The organism is Pseudomonadota bacterium, assembly GCA_023229365.1.
Classification (GTDB): domain Bacteria; phylum Myxococcota_A; class Polyangia; order JAAYKL01; family JAAYKL01; genus JALNZK01.
Window position 1 is genome coordinate 1 of record JALNZK010000023.1, and the last position, 15,183, is coordinate 15,183.

The following is a 15,183-nucleotide window of genomic DNA, read 5'->3' on the forward strand; positions in this document are numbered from 1 at the left end:
GTTCGACTGTGTGTGTCCATTCCGATAAACTTCATTTGCAGCGCCTCCTTCCTTGGCTTGTGTTGGGCAAACAACAAGCTATCAGGAGGGGCGCTGCTTTTTCATGGTGCCTTTTTTTTGGGGGGGGCGCCGCGCGAAGACGGATGGGAGGGATCGTGAAACGAATCATGATCGCAGGAATGGCACTGGTCCTGTCCAGTTGTGGCGGCACGAAGCAGTCGCCGACGGGCGATGCGCTGGAATCGTACTTGGTACAAGGGGCCCGCGCGGAAGGTTCTCCTATTGCATCGGTACCTTCTGAGTCCACCGCGGCAACCGGAATCTCGACTGATTCGGCAGGGGTGCAGTGGGTTACCTCTATCCCAGCGGGCGTGCAGTTCTCGAAGACCGAAATCACAGTGGATCAATACCGGGCGTGCGTGGATGCGGGAAAATGTACGGAGGACGGCGTGACGATGCCATACCGCCTCGAACGCGAACAACCCACAGGCGCGAGGTACTGCAACTGGGGCAAAGCGGATCGGGGAAATCACCCGATGAACTGCTTGGACTGGCAGCAAGCGGCAGATGTCTGTGCATGGTTCGGAGGAAGACTCCCGTCCGGTGAAGAGTGGTATGCGGAAGCGTCGAACGGTGGAACGCGCAAGTGGCCCTGGGGGGCGGACCCGACGGCGAGTTGCGACTACGTAGTGATGAGTAATTCGAGGCCGGGGAGGGGGTCAGAGGGGGCCGGCTGTGGACGAGGTACGGCGTGGCCGGTTTGCTCAAAACAGCGTGGAAACAGCGTGTCGGGGCTGTGCGACATGAGCGGCAACGTGATGGAGTGGACGTCGCAGGATTCAGAACTCGGCGAAAAGCTAATCTGCGGTAGCGATCTAGGGATGGTTAAACCTTCGCTTCTCAGCTCGGATTGTCAGTGGCGGGATGCGCCTGAGACCCGGAATTCCACCCTTGGCGTTCGATGCGCTCGAGCGTCTGAAGAAGAAGCGCAGAAGGGCGACGAAGAAGGGGTGGTCAGTAACCAGGCGGAGGAGGCTCCTACCGACGAGCACGAAGAGAAAGCCCAGCCAGCGACCGAGAAGAAGAAGACGAAGAAGGAAGTGAAAGAGGAGGCGGCTCGTCAGAAGGCCGTCCTTGCGTACGCCGATAACGTGCCGGAGAGAATCAGCGCTCTCCACATTCAGACGGAGGGAGACGGCTTCATCGGCTACTTCGCGCTTTCTACTTCCCAGGACGAGCCATCGGTTTCTTCGGGGCAGCTCACCCTGACGATAAACCTGACGAGCCGCGGGATGCTTGTCGAGAAAGAATACTACTACACGGGTGAAATTAGAGCCGAAGACTACCGGGAGGCCACTATTGGCCTCGGTGTTTTTGCGAGAGGAGCGATCGTGTACCGGTTACCCTACGTCAAGTGGTCAGATTTCTTGGGCCGTATGGTCTCGCTCGCGGGACCACGTGGTTTTGACAACACCTACGCTTACCAGGCAACGGTTCGTCTTGTGACCGACGACGGTATTGTTCTCGAATCCTCGACCGATTTCCGCCCCTGATCCGGTTCCAGCGAGACACTCGGTTGTCCACAAACCGGTCCCTTTGTGTCCTAAATGCCTTGCATATGTAAGACATAATGATTACATTCTGGTTAGGAGAGACCGGGATGAAAGCCAAGACCAAACGTAACCGACACGACGAGCACCGGGTAGTGGGCTACCTCCGGGTGTCTACCGACGAGCAGGCCCTCGGACCAGAGGCACAGCGGGCCTCCCTGGAGCGCTGGTGCCGGGAGCGGGGCGCCGTCCTCGTCGCCGTGTTCGAGGATCGCGGGGTGTCCGGCGGTGCCGCTCTGGAGCGCAGGAAGGGTCTTCTGGCCGCGCTCGACGCGCTCGACGACCTGGGAGCAGGGGTGTTGCTTGTGGCGAAGAGAGACCGTCTCGCGCGCGACGTGATACTGGCCGCCATGACCGAGCGCTTGGTCGAGCGCAAGGGAGCGAAGGTCGTCGCGGCCGATGGAACCGGCAACGGCGACGGTCCTGAGGCGCAGCTCATGAGGCACATGGTGGACGCGTTTGGCGAGTACGAGCGCGCCTTGATCCGCGCCAGGACCCAAGCGGCGATGAACGTCAAACAGGCACGAGGCGAGCGCGCGTCCCGGTGGTTGCCGTTCGGGTCTTCGCTTGCGGCGGATGGCGTGCACCTGGAGCCCAACGCCGAGGAGCAGGAAGTGATCGGCCTCGTGAAGCAGCTCCGCGCCGACGGGCTGTCCATACGGGCGATCGCCGATCGATTGAACGCCGAGGGCCGACAGGCGCGAGGCGCGAAGTGGCACAAAACCAGTGTCAGCCGCGTTCTCGACCGGGCGGCATGATCGATCTGGCGAGGGCTCGCCGCATCAGGCACGGTCTGGAGCGGCTGACGGAGATTGTAGGCACGAACTCGAGACTGGCCGCGCGCGCTCGAGCGTGGCTTGTTGTTGAAGAGAAGGAGGACGCTATGGTGCAAGATGCGACGGTGACGATCAGGCTGCCTCAGGATCTCCTCGACCGGGCCGAAAAACTGATCCCGCGACTGGAGAAGCAGGGAGCGCTTGCGGCGACGAGAGTGAGCAAGGCGGTTGTGATCCGGCTCGCGCTGCTCCGCGGACTGGATGCGATCGAGAGCGAGTTGAAGGCCAGTCGAAAGCGTTCGTGAGAACCGACAGCCACATCTTTGTCAGGGGAACATGAGCCGGCGATCCTTGAAACGGGCACATGCAACTCAGTCTTGGTCTTGGTACTGATCGTCGTAGTCCTCAGCTCGACGCTGCCACACCTCCCGAAGCGCATCGAAAACAGCGTCAACTTCCTCGGCAGAGAACCCGATCACGCGAAAGAAGAAGCGAAGCCGGTCCTCTTGCCCCAGGTAGGAGCCGAACGCCGGCTTCGGGATCATCGGGCAAGGTCTGGTTCTGTAGTTGTCGAGCGTCCGCTTGCCGAGCCCAAGCAGGTTCGCCACGCGCCCATAGGCACACTCATGAGGACCACCCTCACTACTGATCACCGACCTGGATACCGCGTCGAGGAAGCTCATCTTCGCGTTGCGGAACTCGTCGGTGGGAAGGTGACTCTCCAGAAGGAACACGAGAGCCGCTCGCAGGTCGTCGTGCGTGAAGGAGTCGTCCTTCTGGAACCTGCCGTACAGCTTCGCCACCTCGTCCGCGAGATCTCGGTAGAGGCTGTTGACGTGGTCCGTCTCCTGCCCCGGGCGGGGCTTGAGCAGGACGGGCACGACTTTCCCGAGCACCTTCTCGGCGGCCGGGTCTCGAGCGTCCGGACCTCGAGCACAGTAGGCGGCGGCCAGATCCAGGAAGATCCTGAGCGCCGTGCGGATCTCTTGGTCGTCGAGTTGCGGGACCATTCCGGGGCCAAATCTCCGTTCGATGTGGCAATCGCCACAAGCCGTGTCTAACATGGTCGGGGAAAAACCGAGGCGTTACAAGCCTCACAACGCGAGCAGGGCGAGAAGTGTCAGCTCATAACCCGAAGGTCGTAGGTTCAAATCCTGCCCCCGCTACTGAAAGCCTCCGGTGAAAGCCGGGGGCTTTCGTCTTGTTAGGGCATTTCTGCAACTTCGCTCCCTGATGCATTTCGGTCCGTTGCCCAACTGTTGCCCAATCCCGACCACGGACGGTCGAGATCCTCGACCGCCTGGGCCGTCACCGCCGGCGCCAGGTGCGAATAGCGGACCGCCATCGCGATCGTGCTGTGACCGAGCACCTCCTGCACAACCCGGATCGACTGGCCGCGCATGACGAGGTGGCTCGCGGTGCTGTGCCGGAGCTTGTGCCACGACGGCTCGCGCGGGATCCCTGCGCGCCGACAGATGCGGGCGAGCGCCCGGTCGGCCGTGCTCTTCGGGATCCGCGAGCCATCGGCAGAGGCGAAGACGAGGTCGTCGCCCTCGGTGTTCCCCTCCTGATTCTCCTTGAGCGCCGCCAACACCTCGGCCGTATGGGTGCTCAAAGCCACAGAACGCCCCCTGTTGCTCTTAGGCAGCGTGGTGTAGCCCCGGGAGTGGCTCCGGCGAACGTCGACGCGCCGGGCTTCCAGGTCGATGTCCGACCATCTCAGCTCGAAGATCTCGCCGCGCCGGGCACCGGTCCGCAGGGCGAACAGGATCGCCGCGTGCCAGGTCGGGTCATTTTCCGCCCTGGCGGCGGCGAGAAGCCGCTCGCTCTCTCCGAAATCGAGGAAGTCGAAATCGGACGACGGCGCCGTGGGCAACTTCATCCGGGGCGCTGCAGCGATGGTGCCCGTCTCCTCGGCGTAGTGCAGCACCTTGGACAGGAGCGCCAAGGCGTTGCGCACGCTCTTCCTGCCGAGCCCGGTGCCGAGCAGCTTCGCCTTGAGCTTGTCGGCCTCGAGCGCGCCGATCGCGTCGATCCGGGTCGGGCCGAGCTCCGGCAGCAGGTAGAGCCGGAAGAGCTGCCGGTACAGGTCGGCGGTGCGCGGCTTGCAGTTGGGCACCGCGTGCCAACTTTGTAGGCGGTGGTCGAGGAGAAGAAGAAGTAGACGGGCGGCTCCGCGATCCGCGGCGTCGCCCGGCCCGGCCGTAGAGGTCGGGTTTGGGGTCGAGGCATGCACATTCCACTGATCACTTGAATTCCAGTGACCACTTGAAGTAGACTCTCCTCCGGATGAAGCATTCCGATCCCATCGAGCTGGTGAAGCAGGCGCTCGGCGCGTCGCTATCTGGCTGCTATTTCAAGAAGGGCGGCGCGAAACGGGGCGGACCGGAGCTCGTCATCGTCTGCCCACCCTCGAAGTACGCGGCCCGGCTCGTGGCCGTGACCGCGCCGCGGGTCTCGGACGTGCTCGGCCGCCTGGCGGTCGCGATCCTCGAACGCGCCTCGTGGTGCGCGCCCGACGGGCTGTCGCCGTTCATCGCCGTGCTGATGCCGGCCTTTGGCCCGAAGATGGTCGAGGCGGTGCGCGACTTCATCGAGCAACACGCCGGCGACGTGTCGTGGATGCTCGTCAACCCGCAGGGTGGCCACCACCTGGAGATGAAGAGGAAGACGGGCGTCATCGTCACCGACCACGCCGCAGAGACGCCGTCGCAGCCGCAGCGGCCGAGCAACCGCAGGGGCTCGCTCTTCTCCGATCTCTACCGCTGGATGCTGAAGCTCCTGCTCCTGCGCGACGCGCCGGCGCCGTACGAGGCGCCGTTCCGCGGCAAGGTCGCGAACCCCACGCACCTGGGCCGCGCCGCGCAGGTGTCGGTGGAGACCGCGCACCAGTTCGTGCGCGCCTTCGCGGAGCGCGACTTCCTCCGCGTCGAGCGGGGCGACCTGAAGCTCGTGCGGCGCAAGGAGCTGCTCGAAGCCCTGCTCACCGAAGAGCGGCAGGCTTCCCCGGTCTGGACGCACGCGCGCCCGGCGGACGGCGGGACGTTCGACCTGGACCACATGCTCGCCTCGCGGCCGGCGGGCGGGATCGCGGTCGGCGGCTTCGAGGCGTGCCGCCGCTACGGGCTCCTGCACACCGCGCCGGGCGTGCCGCTGCTCCTCCTCGAAGGCCCGCCGAACGCCCTCGTCGCCGCGTGGGATCTCGATTACTGTGGACCGCGTGAGGCCCAGATCGTGATCGCCGAACCTCGATACCGCGCCTCGGTGTTCCGCGCCGTCACCCACGTCGGCGGCGTCCGGGTCGTGGATCTCCTCCAGGCCGCGCTCGATGTCGTGCCGGTGCCCGGACGCGGCTTCGAGCAGGCCGAGCTCGTCGTCGCGGAGATCCTCTCGTGGGGCGGTGCATGACCATCCGGCTGCCCGCGGAGATGGAGGACGCGCTGCGGGATCTGGGCGCGTGCCTCGCGAGCCTCGGGCCGTACCGCGACCGGGCGGTGCTCGCGGGCGGGATGGTGCCCGTGCTCTACCGCCACATGGAGTCGGTGCGCGAGGTCGACCGCGTTCCGCTCGCGACGTTCGACCTCGACATCGCGCTCCCGGCGAAGCTCGCGGCGCGGGGACAGCCGCGCATCGCCGATCTGCTCGAAGGGGCGGCGTTCGAGTCGCGGCTGCGGGGCTCGGACGATCCGCCGGTCGCGATCTACCAGCACGCGCGACACGGACGCGACGGCGTCGCGCCGATCCACGTCGAGTTCCTCGCCCCGCTCGTCGGCCCCGAGACCGATCGCGCCGGGGAGCAGCGGCGGCTCGTCGAGGTGCAGCGCGGCTTCCACGCACAGGCGCTGCGCTACATCGGCCTGCTGCTGGAGCATCCGCTCGTCGTCCGCTCCGACCGCGTGCCGGCGCTCCACGTCCCCGCGCCCGGGATCGAGCTCCGCGTCCCGCACCCGGCGATGTTCGTGCTGCAGAAGATGCTCTGCCGCGACGCGCGCCCCGTGGCCAAGCGGGACAAGGACCTCGCATACGTGTTCGACGTGGTGACGCTCTTCGCCTCGCGCTGGGCCGAGATGGGCGAGGTCGCCCGCGATGTATCGTCCGGAAGCGCGGCGCACGCGTCCTGGATCGTCAACGCGACGAAGCGGCTGACCGCGCTGTTCGCGTCGCCGACGGCGGACGGCCCGATCTCCGTGCGGCGCGTGTACGGCGGGTCGGGATCTGCGACCGCCCCCTCCGAGGACGGGGTGTTCCGGATCGTCGGCCGCTTCCTCGACGAGTCCGGGCTGCGCGCCGGGTGACGCTCGTTTCCTGCCCCCGCTACCGAAGAGAAACCCGGCAGCCGCAAGGCTCGCCGGTTTTTTCTTGTCCGGCCTCAGGGCATCGCGGCAACACTGTCACCCTCGAACTGTCGCAAAAAAAACACACCTCATCGAAAAACCGGCGGATTTTCGGGCCCGTCGCCATGGTTCGGATTTTGCAACCCATACTCGGGCATGGGCACCTCATGGAAAACCGCCATCGCAATCTGTCCCGCCGGACCGGCGGCCGGGACCGTCGGCCGGAAGCTCCTGGGCCTCGACATCGGCGAGCGGCTCCTGCTCGCCCTTGCGCACGCCGGGGTCGAGCGCGTCCTGTGCGTCGGGCCGGGTGAGCGACCCCGTTGTGCGCGCGCCGCCATTCGGGTCGACGAGCTGAAGCCCGGCTCCCTCGCGGTGCGGGAGCGGGCCGTGCTCCTCCCCGCGGATCTCGTCTTCGACCGCCGCCTCGTCGAGGCCAAGGGCGCCCTCCCCGCGGATCTGCCGCTACGGGAGGTCACCGCCGCCTCGGTCGGCGGGCTGCTCGCGCTCCCCGAAGAGCACCTCGATAGGCTCGGCGTCGGAAGCACCGGCGGCGCGGGGAAGGGCTTCGCCGTGCGGGTGACGGATCCTTCGTCCGCGCGCGGGGCCGAGCGCTCGCTCCTCGCGTCGCTCCGCAAGCCGACCGACGGGATCGTCTCGCGCCTCCTGAACCGCCGGATATCGCTCGCCGTGACGCGCCTCGTCGTGCGCACCCGCCTGCGCCCCAACCACCTGACGATCATGCTCATGGCGCTCGGCCCGCTGGCGTTCGCGGCGGCGGCGTTCACGGGGTCGTGGTGGGGCCTCGTGCTCGCGGGGCTCCTCTACCAGGCGCACTCGGTGCTCGACGGGTGCGACGGGGAGATCGCACGGCTCACCTACCGCTTCTCGCGGACCGGCCAGTGGCTCGACTCGATAGGCGACGCCCTCGCGAACTACCTGTTCTGCCTCGGGCTCGCGTTCGGGCAGGCGCACGCCCACGGCTGGACCTGGCTCTACGTCGCGGGCGCGCTCCTGTTCGCCATCCAGTGCCACGCCTCGGGGATCAACATCCGGCGGGGCGCGCGGATGGGCTCGGGCGATCTCCTCTCCGTGCCGAACGCCCTCACCGGCGGGCCGCCGCGCGGAGCGTTGGGGCGGTTTGCGCGCGGGTTCCACGCGGCCGCGAGACGCGACGTCTACGCGCTCATGACCGCCGTGCTCGCAGCGGCGCAGCTCCCCCTCGTCGCGCTCGGCGTGTTCGCCGTCGGCTCCGTCGTGCTCGCCTGCGCCATGACCCTGAACGAATGGCGGCTGCGCGCGCTGGAGCGGGAGGGCCGCGCCCTGCCGGACCCGGCGATGCCGGTCTCCATCGGCGGCCGCGAGCTCGGGCGCGCAGCCTGAACGCGGAGAGCCTCCCCGATCACCTTGATCACCCTCGCCGGGCAGTGTTACGTTGCCGACGCTGGGAGGCCCCATGGAGTTTCGATTCACCGAGGAGCAGGAGTTCTTCCGGGCCGCGGTCCGGGACGCGGTGGACAAGCTGATCCGCCCGCGCGCCGCGGCGATCGACGAGGCGGACGACTTCCCGCGCGATCTGTGGAACGAGTTCGCGGCGCTCGGCTACCTCGGGCTGCGCCACCCCGAAGTGTACGGCGGCATGGACGCCGACGTCGTCACCTCGATGATCTTCTATGAGGAGCTCGCGCGCGGCTCGTGCGGCTTCTCGATGTCCGTGACGATGCAGATCCTCATGGGCACCTACTTCGTCGGCCGCTTCGGGAGCGAGGAGATCAAGCAGCGCGTGCTCGTGCCCGCAATCCGCGGCGAGAAGATCGGCACGATCTGCTTCACCGAGGATCAGTCCGGCTCGGACCTCGGCGGCACGCGCACGACCGCGACGCGCAAGGACGGCGGCTGGGTGCTGAGCGGCCGCAAGATGTGGATCACGAACGGCCCGATCTGCGACTTCTGTACCGTGCTCGCGACCACGGATCCGGCGAAGGGGATGGAGGGCCTGAGCTTCTTCCTGGTGGAGGCCGGGACGCCCGGCTTCGCTCGGGGGCAGAGCATCCACAAGCTCGGCTCGCACGGTTCGGTCACGGGCGAGCTGATCTTCGACAACGTCTTCGTGCCGGATGAGAACCTGCTCGGCGAGGGTCCCGGCAACGGCGTGAGGTACACGACCGCGATCCTGAACGAGGTGCGCGTCATGACCGCGCTGAACGCCTGCGCCATCGCGAACGAGGCGATGGAAGACGCGCGGAAGTACGCGCAGGATCGCGCGGCGTTCGGCAAGCCGATCGCCCAGTACCAGCTCATCCGCTCCAAGTTCGGGAGCCACTGGGCGTGGTACGAGGCCGCGCGCCTGCTCGCCTACAAGGCCGCCTGGATGATCCAGGAGGGGCTCGACTGCCAGTACGAGTGCATGCTCGCCAAGATGTTCGCCACCGAGATGTGCCAGTCGGCTGTCGACGAGGCGAGCCGCATCTACGGCGGGAACTCCTACGCCATGGAGTACGCGCAGCAGCGCTGGTTCCGGGACGCCCGGTTCACGCTGTTCGGCGGCGGCTGCCACGAGGTGCTGCTGAATACGCTCGGAGCGGCCTATTTGAGAAGAGGGGGAAAATAGGAACCCATGGTTCCCAGGATTCCCATCGAGAGGCTCCCATGGCGCTGAAGATCGCGGTGCTCGTGAAGCAGGTCCCCGACCTGGAGGCGATGATCGAGATCGCGCCCGACGGGCAGCTGCGCATCGAGGACAGGTACGTCTGCGCGTTCTTCGACGAGATCGCGGTCGAGGCGGCGCTCGGCGTCAGGGCGGCGGTCCCGGACGCGGAGCTCGCGGCGTTCTCGGCCGGCGGCCGCCGCGCGATCGACGCGCTGCGCAGGGCCGTCGCGATGGGGATCGATCAGGTGGAGCAGCTCGGGGACGAGAGCCTGGAAGGCGCGGACAGCCTGACGGTCGCCGAGGTGATCACGGCGCGGCTCCGGACGTTCGGCCCGTCGCTCGTGCTCGCGGGCAAGCAGGCTGGCGACGACGACATGGCCGCGGTCGGGCCGATGGTCGCCGGGCTGCTCGGCATCCCCCACACGAGCGCGGCCGTCTCCCTCCGCGTCGACGCCGCCGGCGGCTCGATCGAGGTCGATCGCGCCGTCGAGGGCGAGCTGCTCACGCTGCGCGCCCCGCTCCCGGCGCTCGTCACGGCGGAGAAGGGGCTCGCGGTGCCGCGCGTCCCGGTCGTGATGCGCGTCATGAAGGCGATGAAGGCGAAGATCCCGAACGTCCCGCTCGCGGAGCTGGGCGTCGCGGCGCCCGCACCGGGGGCACGGCTGCGGCACCTCCGCTACGCGCCGCCGCCGACCCGACCGCCCGTGCAGATGATGGCCGAGCCGTTCCCCGCGAACGTGGACGCGCTCGTGCGCCGCCTCCTCGAGGCGGGCGTGCTGGCATAGGAAGGGAGGGCCCATGGCGTCGAAGGAGATCTGGGTCCTCGCGGAGGTTCGCGGCGGCGCCGTCACGAGGGGCACGCTCCAGCTGCTCGGCGCGGCGCGCGGGCTCGCGGCCCCGGGAGACGCGATCGCCGTCCTCGTCGGCGGCGACGAGGGGATCGCGGCGGGACTCGCCGACTTCGCGCCGACGACGCTGCGCCTCGACGGCCCGGGGCTCGCCACGTACGAGGCGACCCGGCACGCGGCGGCGATAGCAAGGCTCGTCGAGGAGCGCGGCGCGCCCGCAGCGATCCTCGCGCCCGCCTCGTCGAAGGGGCTCGAGCTCGCGCCGCGGATCTCGGCACTGATCGGGGCCGGCTACCTGGGCTCGTGCGTGGCGCTGTCGCTCGAGGGCGGCGCGCTCGTCGCGCGCAGGCCGGTGCACGGAGGGAAGGCGTACGAGGAGATCGCGTTGTCGGCGGCCCCGGCGCTCCTCACGGCTCGCCCCGGCGGCTTCCCGATGCCCGAGAGGCTCCCGGCAGCGGGGAGGATCGACATCGTGCCGATCGCCCTCCCCGACCGGCTGGGATTCGAGATCGTCTCGCGCAAGTCGACGGCCGCGGGCCGCCAGGACGTCTCCGAGGCCAAGCGCGTGGTGTCCGGCGGGCGCGGCATGGGCGATCCCTCCAAGTTCGCGATGATCGAGGAGCTCGCCTCGGCGCTCGACGCGGCGGTCGGCGCGTCGCGGGCGCTCGTGGACGCAGGCGTCCGCCCGCACGCCGAGCAGGTCGGCAAGAGCGGCAAGACGATCTCGCCGGAGCTGTACGTCGCCTGCGGCATCTCGGGCGCCATCCACCACACGCTCGGCATGAACACCTCGAAGGTGGTCGTCGCCATCAACAGCGACCCCGACGCGCTCATCTTCAAGAGCGCGGACTACGGCATCGTGGGCGACGGCGCGCAGGTGGTCCCGGCGCTCGCGGCGGCGGTCGCGAAGGTCGTGAAGAAGGCTTGAGCGCATGAGCGACGGCGACGAGCTGGACGTCATCGTGGTCGGCGCCGGTCCGGCAGGGCTCGCGTGCGCCTGGGAGGCCGCGTCGGCCGACCTGCAGGTCGCGGTCGTGGAGCGCGGCGACGTCGCCGGGGCCAAGAACCTCTCCGGCGGCCGACTGTACCTCGAGCCGCTCCTCGGGCTGTGCGGCCCGCTCCTCGATGGCGCGCCGCTCGAGCGGCCCGTGGTCTCCGAGTCGATCGTGCTGGCGGATGACGCTTCGAGCGTCTCGTTCCGGATCGACGACGCCCCGGGCAAAGGGCTCCCGAGCTCGGCGACCGTGCTGCGCGCGCGGCTCGACGCGTTCCTGGCCGACCGGGTCGCCGAGAAGGGCGCGATGGTGCTGCCGCAGCAGCGCGCCGACGAGCTCATCGAGGAGGGCGGGCGGATCGTCGGGGTGAAGATCGCCGGGGACGAGCTGCGCGGCGGGCTCGTCGTGATCGCGGAGGGCGCCCTGTCGTTCCTCGCCGAGAAGGCGGGGCTGCGCGGCGCGCGTTCGCCCGAGCAGTACGCCGTGGGCGTCAAGGAGGTCGTCGCGCTCGACGCCGCGGCGATCGATCAGCGGTTCAACGTGCCCAAAGGCATGGGCGCGGCGCGGCTCTACATGGGCGCGGTCACCGCCGGCGTGCCGGGCGGCGGTTTCCTGTACACGAACGCGGAGAGCGTCTCGCTCGGGCTCGTCTTCCAGCTGCCGGCGGTCCGGGGCTGGAGAGGCGAGGACCACCTGTGGGAGCTCCTCGAAAGGTTCAAGGCCCGCCCGGACGTCGCCCCCCTCATCGAGGGCGGCCGCACGGTCGAGTACGGCGCGCACCTCGTGCCGGAGCCCGACTTCGCGAAGCTCCCGAAGCCCGGAGGGCCGGGGATGCTGCTCGCAGGCGACGCGGCGGGCCTCGTCCTGAACACCGGCGCGACCGTGCGCGGGATGGACTTCGCGATCGCCTCCGGGGTGCTCGCAGGCCGCGCGGCGGCCGAGGCGAAGAAGGAGAGGCTCGACCCGGCCGCAACCGTCGCGCGCTACGAAGCCGCGCTCGCGGGGAGCTTCGTCCTGCGGGAGCTGTGCGCGCACCGGCGGGCCCACGGCGTGCTGGCGACGCCGCACCTCTATTCGCACTACCCGGCGGCGGTGAGCGCCCTCGCGCGCGACTTCTTCCGCGTCGGCGAGGACGGGAAGACGATGACCGTGAAGCAGGCGACGAAGCGGCTGCGCAAGGACGTGCTCGGCTGGCGCGGGATCCGGGATCTGCTCCGGTTTGCCAAGATGTAGGCGGCCATGAAGATCGAAGAAAAAGTCGCGCTGCTCGCCATCAAGGCCCACGAGAAGAGCCACATCACCGTGGATCAGGCCGCTTGCGCCTCCTGCGACAATCGCATCTGCCTCTCCGTCTGCCCGGCCGAGCTGTACACGCTCGAGCCCGAGACCAAGCAGATCAAGATCGAGCACGCCGGCTGCCTCGAGTGCGGCACCTGCATGATCGTCTGCCCCAAGGGCTCGATCACGTGGGCCTACCCCGAGCCGGGGTTCGGGATCAGGTACAGGTTCGGGTGAAACACCGATCGCGGTGACCGGTGCAACCGCGCGCTCGCGCCGGTTGCCAGGCACGCGTGTTTGTATTACAAAGATATCAGGAGGTGCTTTAGTATGCGGGTGCAGACGATACGGCTCTCCGATGACCTGAGCTCGAAGCTCGACAAGGCGGTTTCTCGGACGCGGCGCTCCCGTAGCTCGCTCCTGCGCGAGGCGCTCGAGAGGTTCCTGGAGGACGCCGAGGATCTGGAGATCGCCCTCTCCCGCCTGCGCGATCCGGGCGCCGAGTGGGTGAGCCACGCGCAGGTCGTCCGTGATCTCGATCTCGATTGACTGGGAACGGAAGGCGGTGAAGGAGCTCGCCGCCGTGCCGAAGAAGGAGCAGCGTCGCATCGTCGACGCGGTCGCGCTTCTGCGTCGCGATCCGCTCCGGGGCAAGCCGCTCAGCGCCGAGTGGAAGGGCCTGCGCCGCCTGCGCGTCGGCGACTACCGCGTGATCTACGCCTTCGACGGGAAGAAGCTGCGCGTCTGCATCGTCCGCGTGGGTCATCGCCGGGGCGTGTACGACGCGGGGTGATCTCATGCATGCCGTACCCTCACCCCACAGTGATCCGTCCTTGCGTAAAAAGAGACGCTCCCTTGTGCCACGGCGACACGCCCTTTCGCCGCAGTGACCCTTCCTAGCGCCTTTCTTCCCTTGGGTTGCGGCCTGCGGAGCCTGTTTTTCGGCTCGAGCCGGCTCCTCCGGCGCAGAAGTTGCGCGTCTTTTCGCGATCGTGAGGCGTTTTACGGTTCGGACGACGCGTTCTCGGCTCTTGCAGAATGAGTCTGAGCCATTTCAACGAGGGCGCCGTTTCCGGTCACCGAACGCCACCACACGGCAAGCGGATCCTTAGATGTCCAAACCCAGACGGCGTGGCGTTTTTCGGCCTCTTCGGCCCCCAACTTCGCCTCCTCCTCGCCGATCTCCGCCTGGATGGAGCTCTTCAACTCGACGCAATCGAACGCCTTCCGTTTCCCCTTGCCCATCACACCACCTCCAGTGGCGACCGGATCTCGATCGCGGTGTAGCCCCGCATCAGGTTCACCGCGTTGAACATGCGGATCTTGTCGTAGTGTACCACGTGCTTGAAGTTCCAGCTCACGACGAGGTCGGCTCTCGCCACGGTCGCGAGGGCGACGTGGAACGCGTCGTTTGCAGAGGCTCTGCCCACGACTCTCGCCTTCAGGTACGCGTCCCTGAGCGCCCTCGCCTCGGCGGAGTCCGCTATCACTTCCACGCACGTGGAAGGCAAACCAGCGAGCACGAGCCGCACGCTCTCAGGCGCTCTGGACAGCTCACGCACGAGAAGGCCGGACACCAGCAGCAGCGCCTTCCCCTGGCGGGCCTTCTCGAACAACGCCCTGCTTGGGGCCTTGAACTCGTCGTCCAGGCAGCCGCCGACGACCGAGGTGTCGATGTAGATTCGAGGGGATCTCATTCGTGCCTCCCTGTGAAAAGGGTTGGTTTTTTTGTCCCGATCTCTCTCTATTCCTCATCGTCGTCTTCTTCGACAGGCGTACACCATTTTGGCCGCTGTGATTCCAGCCCGCTCCATCCCCAATCGCGCAGCATGTCGATAAAGGAATCGCGATCGTACTCCACCGACTCCTCTGGCTCAGAGAGCGTCGAAAACCCGTAGCCAGCGTCGCCAACTTCCTTCCAGATATCCGCGATCACGGAGTAGTCGGTAACCACAATCATCCCGCGAGTGTATCCGAAATGCTTCAGAAGCAGGCGCGCGTTAAGCTGTGCACCCGACGGAAGCACGCACCTGTAGGGTGCCACGATTTCTAGACCCAGGTCCCGAGCCGCCGCACGCCATTCCTCCAACAAATGATCTTCCATTTTGTCGGCCCTTCTGGTTGCTGGAGCGTTCCGCTTCATTCTATCGGACAAGATCCCCGAGCGCCTTCTCGTACTCCTTCAGATCTCTCTCGCTGAAACACACGAAGATCACCTTCTCGATCGTCGCGTCGTTCTCGAGGAAGCGCAGCGTCTCGGCCAACGCGATCCGGCACGCCTTGTCGATCGGGTAGCCGTAGGCGCCGGTGCTGATCGACGGGAACGCGATCGTGCGAAGGCCGTTCGAGGCCGCGAGGGTGAGACTGTTCCTATAGCAGCGCGCGAGCAGCTCGGGCTCGCCCTGCCCTCCCCCGTGCCACACTGGCCCGACCGTGTGGATGACGTGCCGCGCCTCGAGGTCGTACCCGCCCGTGATCCGCGCCTCTCCCGTGGGGCAGCCGCCGAGCGTGCGGCACTCCTCGAGCAGCCCCCTCCCCGCGGCCCTGTGGATCGCGCCGTCCACGCCGCCGCCGCCGAGCAGGCTCTCGTTCGCGGCGTTGACGATGGCGTCGACGTCGCACGCCGTGATGTCGCCCCGAATGATCTCGATGCGGTCCATGTCCCCTCCGAACTGCGCGCCCTTGACGGCAT

Annotated in this window: 19 protein-coding genes; 13 read left to right on the forward strand and 6 right to left on the reverse strand. The window is 67.5% G+C overall.

Annotated elements, in window-relative coordinates:
- Positions 1 to 803: 803 nt before the first annotated feature.
- The 3 genes from M0R80_12395 (at position 804) to M0R80_12405 (ending at position 2,691) form a co-directional block, all read left to right on the forward strand.
- A complete protein-coding gene (locus M0R80_12395; protein ID MCK9460430.1) occupies positions 804 to 1,553 on the forward strand; it encodes a hypothetical protein in 750 nt (249 codons plus the stop codon).
- Between the two features lie 107 nt (positions 1,554 to 1,660).
- A complete protein-coding gene (locus tag M0R80_12400; GenBank protein ID MCK9460431.1) occupies positions 1,661 to 2,368 on the forward strand; it encodes a recombinase family protein in 708 nt (235 codons plus the stop codon).
- Entirely contained in the window at positions 2,365 to 2,691 is a 327-nt protein-coding gene (locus M0R80_12405; protein MCK9460432.1) for a hypothetical protein, read from the forward strand. Before M0R80_12400 ends, M0R80_12405 begins: the two co-directional genes overlap by 4 nt.
- A 66-nt stretch (positions 2,692 to 2,757) precedes the next feature.
- On the opposite strand, the gene M0R80_12410 is transcribed toward M0R80_12405, so the two are convergent.
- A complete protein-coding gene (locus M0R80_12410; GenBank protein ID MCK9460433.1) occupies positions 2,758 to 3,396 on the reverse strand; it encodes a hypothetical protein in 639 nt (212 codons plus the stop codon).
- A gap of 194 nt (positions 3,397 to 3,590) precedes the next feature.
- On the reverse strand, positions 3,591 to 4,505 hold the full coding sequence (locus M0R80_12415) for a site-specific integrase (GenBank protein MCK9460434.1): 915 nt from the start codon (positions 4,503 to 4,505) through the stop codon (positions 3,591 to 3,593).
- A 170-nt stretch (positions 4,506 to 4,675) separates the two neighbouring features.
- Here M0R80_12415 and M0R80_12420 point away from each other — a divergent pair, with 170 nt between their 5' ends.
- The 10 genes from M0R80_12420 to M0R80_12465 all read left to right on the forward strand — a co-directional run bounded on the left by M0R80_12420 (position 4,676) and on the right by M0R80_12465 (position 13,284).
- Positions 4,676 to 5,794, forward strand: a complete 1,119-nt coding sequence (locus tag M0R80_12420; GenBank protein ID MCK9460435.1) for a hypothetical protein — start codon at positions 4,676 to 4,678, stop codon at positions 5,792 to 5,794.
- Entirely contained in the window at positions 5,779 to 6,681 is a 903-nt protein-coding gene (locus M0R80_12425) for a nucleotidyltransferase domain-containing protein (GenBank protein ID MCK9460436.1), read from the forward strand. The genes M0R80_12420 and M0R80_12425 overlap by 16 nt, the downstream gene beginning before the upstream one ends.
- A 195-nt stretch (positions 6,682 to 6,876) precedes the next feature.
- Positions 6,877 to 8,103, forward strand: coding sequence for a CDP-alcohol phosphatidyltransferase family protein (locus M0R80_12430; GenBank protein MCK9460437.1), 1,227 nt, complete (start codon positions 6,877 to 6,879; stop codon positions 8,101 to 8,103).
- Positions 8,104 to 8,176: 73 nt separating this feature from the next.
- Positions 8,177 to 9,331, forward strand: a complete 1,155-nt coding sequence (locus M0R80_12435; protein MCK9460438.1) for an acyl-CoA dehydrogenase family protein — start codon at positions 8,177 to 8,179, stop codon at positions 9,329 to 9,331.
- 38 nt (positions 9,332 to 9,369) lie between these two features.
- On the forward strand, positions 9,370 to 10,155 hold the full coding sequence (locus M0R80_12440; protein MCK9460439.1) for an electron transfer flavoprotein subunit beta/FixA family protein: 786 nt from the start codon (positions 9,370 to 9,372) through the stop codon (positions 10,153 to 10,155).
- A gap of 13 nt (positions 10,156 to 10,168) precedes the next feature.
- Positions 10,169 to 11,146 (forward strand): electron transfer flavoprotein subunit alpha/FixB family protein, encoded by a 978-nt coding sequence (locus M0R80_12445; protein MCK9460440.1) that lies wholly within the window; start codon positions 10,169 to 10,171, stop codon positions 11,144 to 11,146.
- A gap of 4 nt (positions 11,147 to 11,150) precedes the next feature.
- The gene (locus M0R80_12450; protein ID MCK9460441.1) at positions 11,151 to 12,446 is read left to right on the forward strand and encodes an FAD-dependent oxidoreductase; all 1,296 of its coding nucleotides are present in this window, start codon (positions 11,151 to 11,153) and stop codon (positions 12,444 to 12,446) included.
- Between the two features lie 6 nt (positions 12,447 to 12,452).
- Positions 12,453 to 12,728, forward strand: a complete 276-nt coding sequence (locus M0R80_12455; protein MCK9460442.1) for a 4Fe-4S dicluster domain-containing protein — start codon at positions 12,453 to 12,455, stop codon at positions 12,726 to 12,728.
- Positions 12,729 to 12,821: 93 nt separating this feature from the next.
- The gene (locus M0R80_12460; protein ID MCK9460443.1) at positions 12,822 to 13,040 is read left to right on the forward strand and encodes a DUF6290 family protein; all 219 of its coding nucleotides are present in this window, start codon (positions 12,822 to 12,824) and stop codon (positions 13,038 to 13,040) included.
- Positions 13,021 to 13,284, forward strand: a complete 264-nt coding sequence (locus M0R80_12465) for a type II toxin-antitoxin system RelE/ParE family toxin (protein ID MCK9460444.1) — start codon at positions 13,021 to 13,023, stop codon at positions 13,282 to 13,284. The genes M0R80_12460 and M0R80_12465 overlap by 20 nt, the downstream gene beginning before the upstream one ends.
- A gap of 209 nt (positions 13,285 to 13,493) precedes the next feature.
- On the opposite strand, the gene M0R80_12470 is transcribed toward M0R80_12465, so the two are convergent.
- From M0R80_12470 to M0R80_12485, 4 genes are read right to left on the reverse strand one after another with little or no spacing between them, the layout of a single operon-like run.
- The gene (locus M0R80_12470) at positions 13,494 to 13,736 is read right to left on the reverse strand and encodes a hypothetical protein (protein MCK9460445.1); all 243 of its coding nucleotides are present in this window, start codon (positions 13,734 to 13,736) and stop codon (positions 13,494 to 13,496) included.
- Positions 13,736 to 14,188: a hypothetical protein gene (locus M0R80_12475; GenBank protein ID MCK9460446.1), complete on the reverse strand. Its 453-nt coding sequence runs from the start codon at positions 14,186 to 14,188 to the stop codon at positions 13,736 to 13,738. The genes M0R80_12470 and M0R80_12475 overlap by 1 nt, the downstream gene beginning before the upstream one ends.
- Positions 14,189 to 14,235: 47 nt before the next feature.
- Positions 14,236 to 14,595, reverse strand: a complete 360-nt coding sequence (locus M0R80_12480; GenBank protein MCK9460447.1) for a hypothetical protein — start codon at positions 14,593 to 14,595, stop codon at positions 14,236 to 14,238.
- Positions 14,596 to 14,635: 40 nt separating this feature from the next.
- A complete protein-coding gene (locus M0R80_12485) occupies positions 14,636 to 15,151 on the reverse strand; it encodes an O-acetyl-ADP-ribose deacetylase (protein ID MCK9460448.1) in 516 nt (171 codons plus the stop codon).
- Between the last annotated feature and the right edge of the window lie 32 nt (positions 15,152 to 15,183).

Bases quoted from the DNA above. Each gene is read 5' to 3' on its own strand.
- M0R80_12395 (MCK9460430.1), top strand. From the start codon at position 804: ATGAGCGGCAACGTGATGGAGTGGACGTCGCAGGATTCAGAACTCGGC.
- M0R80_12400 (MCK9460431.1), top strand. From the start codon at position 1,661: ATGAAAGCCAAGACCAAACGTAACCGACACGACGAGCACCGGGTAGTG.
- M0R80_12405 (MCK9460432.1), top strand. From the start codon at position 2,365: ATGATCGATCTGGCGAGGGCTCGCCGCATCAGGCACGGTCTGGAGCGG.
- M0R80_12410 (MCK9460433.1), bottom strand. From the start codon at position 3,396: ATGGTCCCGCAACTCGACGACCAAGAGATCCGCACGGCGCTCAGGATC.
- M0R80_12420 (MCK9460435.1), top strand. From the start codon at position 4,676: ATGAAGCATTCCGATCCCATCGAGCTGGTGAAGCAGGCGCTCGGCGCG.
- M0R80_12430 (MCK9460437.1), top strand. From the start codon at position 6,877: ATGGGCACCTCATGGAAAACCGCCATCGCAATCTGTCCCGCCGGACCG.
- M0R80_12435 (MCK9460438.1), top strand. From the start codon at position 8,177: ATGGAGTTTCGATTCACCGAGGAGCAGGAGTTCTTCCGGGCCGCGGTC.
- M0R80_12440 (MCK9460439.1), top strand. From the start codon at position 9,370: ATGGCGCTGAAGATCGCGGTGCTCGTGAAGCAGGTCCCCGACCTGGAG.
- M0R80_12445 (MCK9460440.1), top strand. From the start codon at position 10,169: ATGGCGTCGAAGGAGATCTGGGTCCTCGCGGAGGTTCGCGGCGGCGCC.
- M0R80_12450 (MCK9460441.1), top strand. From the start codon at position 11,151: ATGAGCGACGGCGACGAGCTGGACGTCATCGTGGTCGGCGCCGGTCCG.
- M0R80_12455 (MCK9460442.1), top strand. From the start codon at position 12,453: ATGAAGATCGAAGAAAAAGTCGCGCTGCTCGCCATCAAGGCCCACGAG.
- M0R80_12460 (MCK9460443.1), top strand. From the start codon at position 12,822: ATGCGGGTGCAGACGATACGGCTCTCCGATGACCTGAGCTCGAAGCTC.
- M0R80_12470 (MCK9460445.1), bottom strand. From the start codon at position 13,736: ATGGGCAAGGGGAAACGGAAGGCGTTCGATTGCGTCGAGTTGAAGAGC.
- M0R80_12475 (MCK9460446.1), bottom strand. From the start codon at position 14,188: ATGAGATCCCCTCGAATCTACATCGACACCTCGGTCGTCGGCGGCTGC.
- M0R80_12480 (MCK9460447.1), bottom strand. From the start codon at position 14,595: ATGGAAGATCATTTGTTGGAGGAATGGCGTGCGGCGGCTCGGGACCTG.
- M0R80_12485 (MCK9460448.1), bottom strand. From the start codon at position 15,151: ATGGACCGCATCGAGATCATTCGGGGCGACATCACGGCGTGCGACGTC.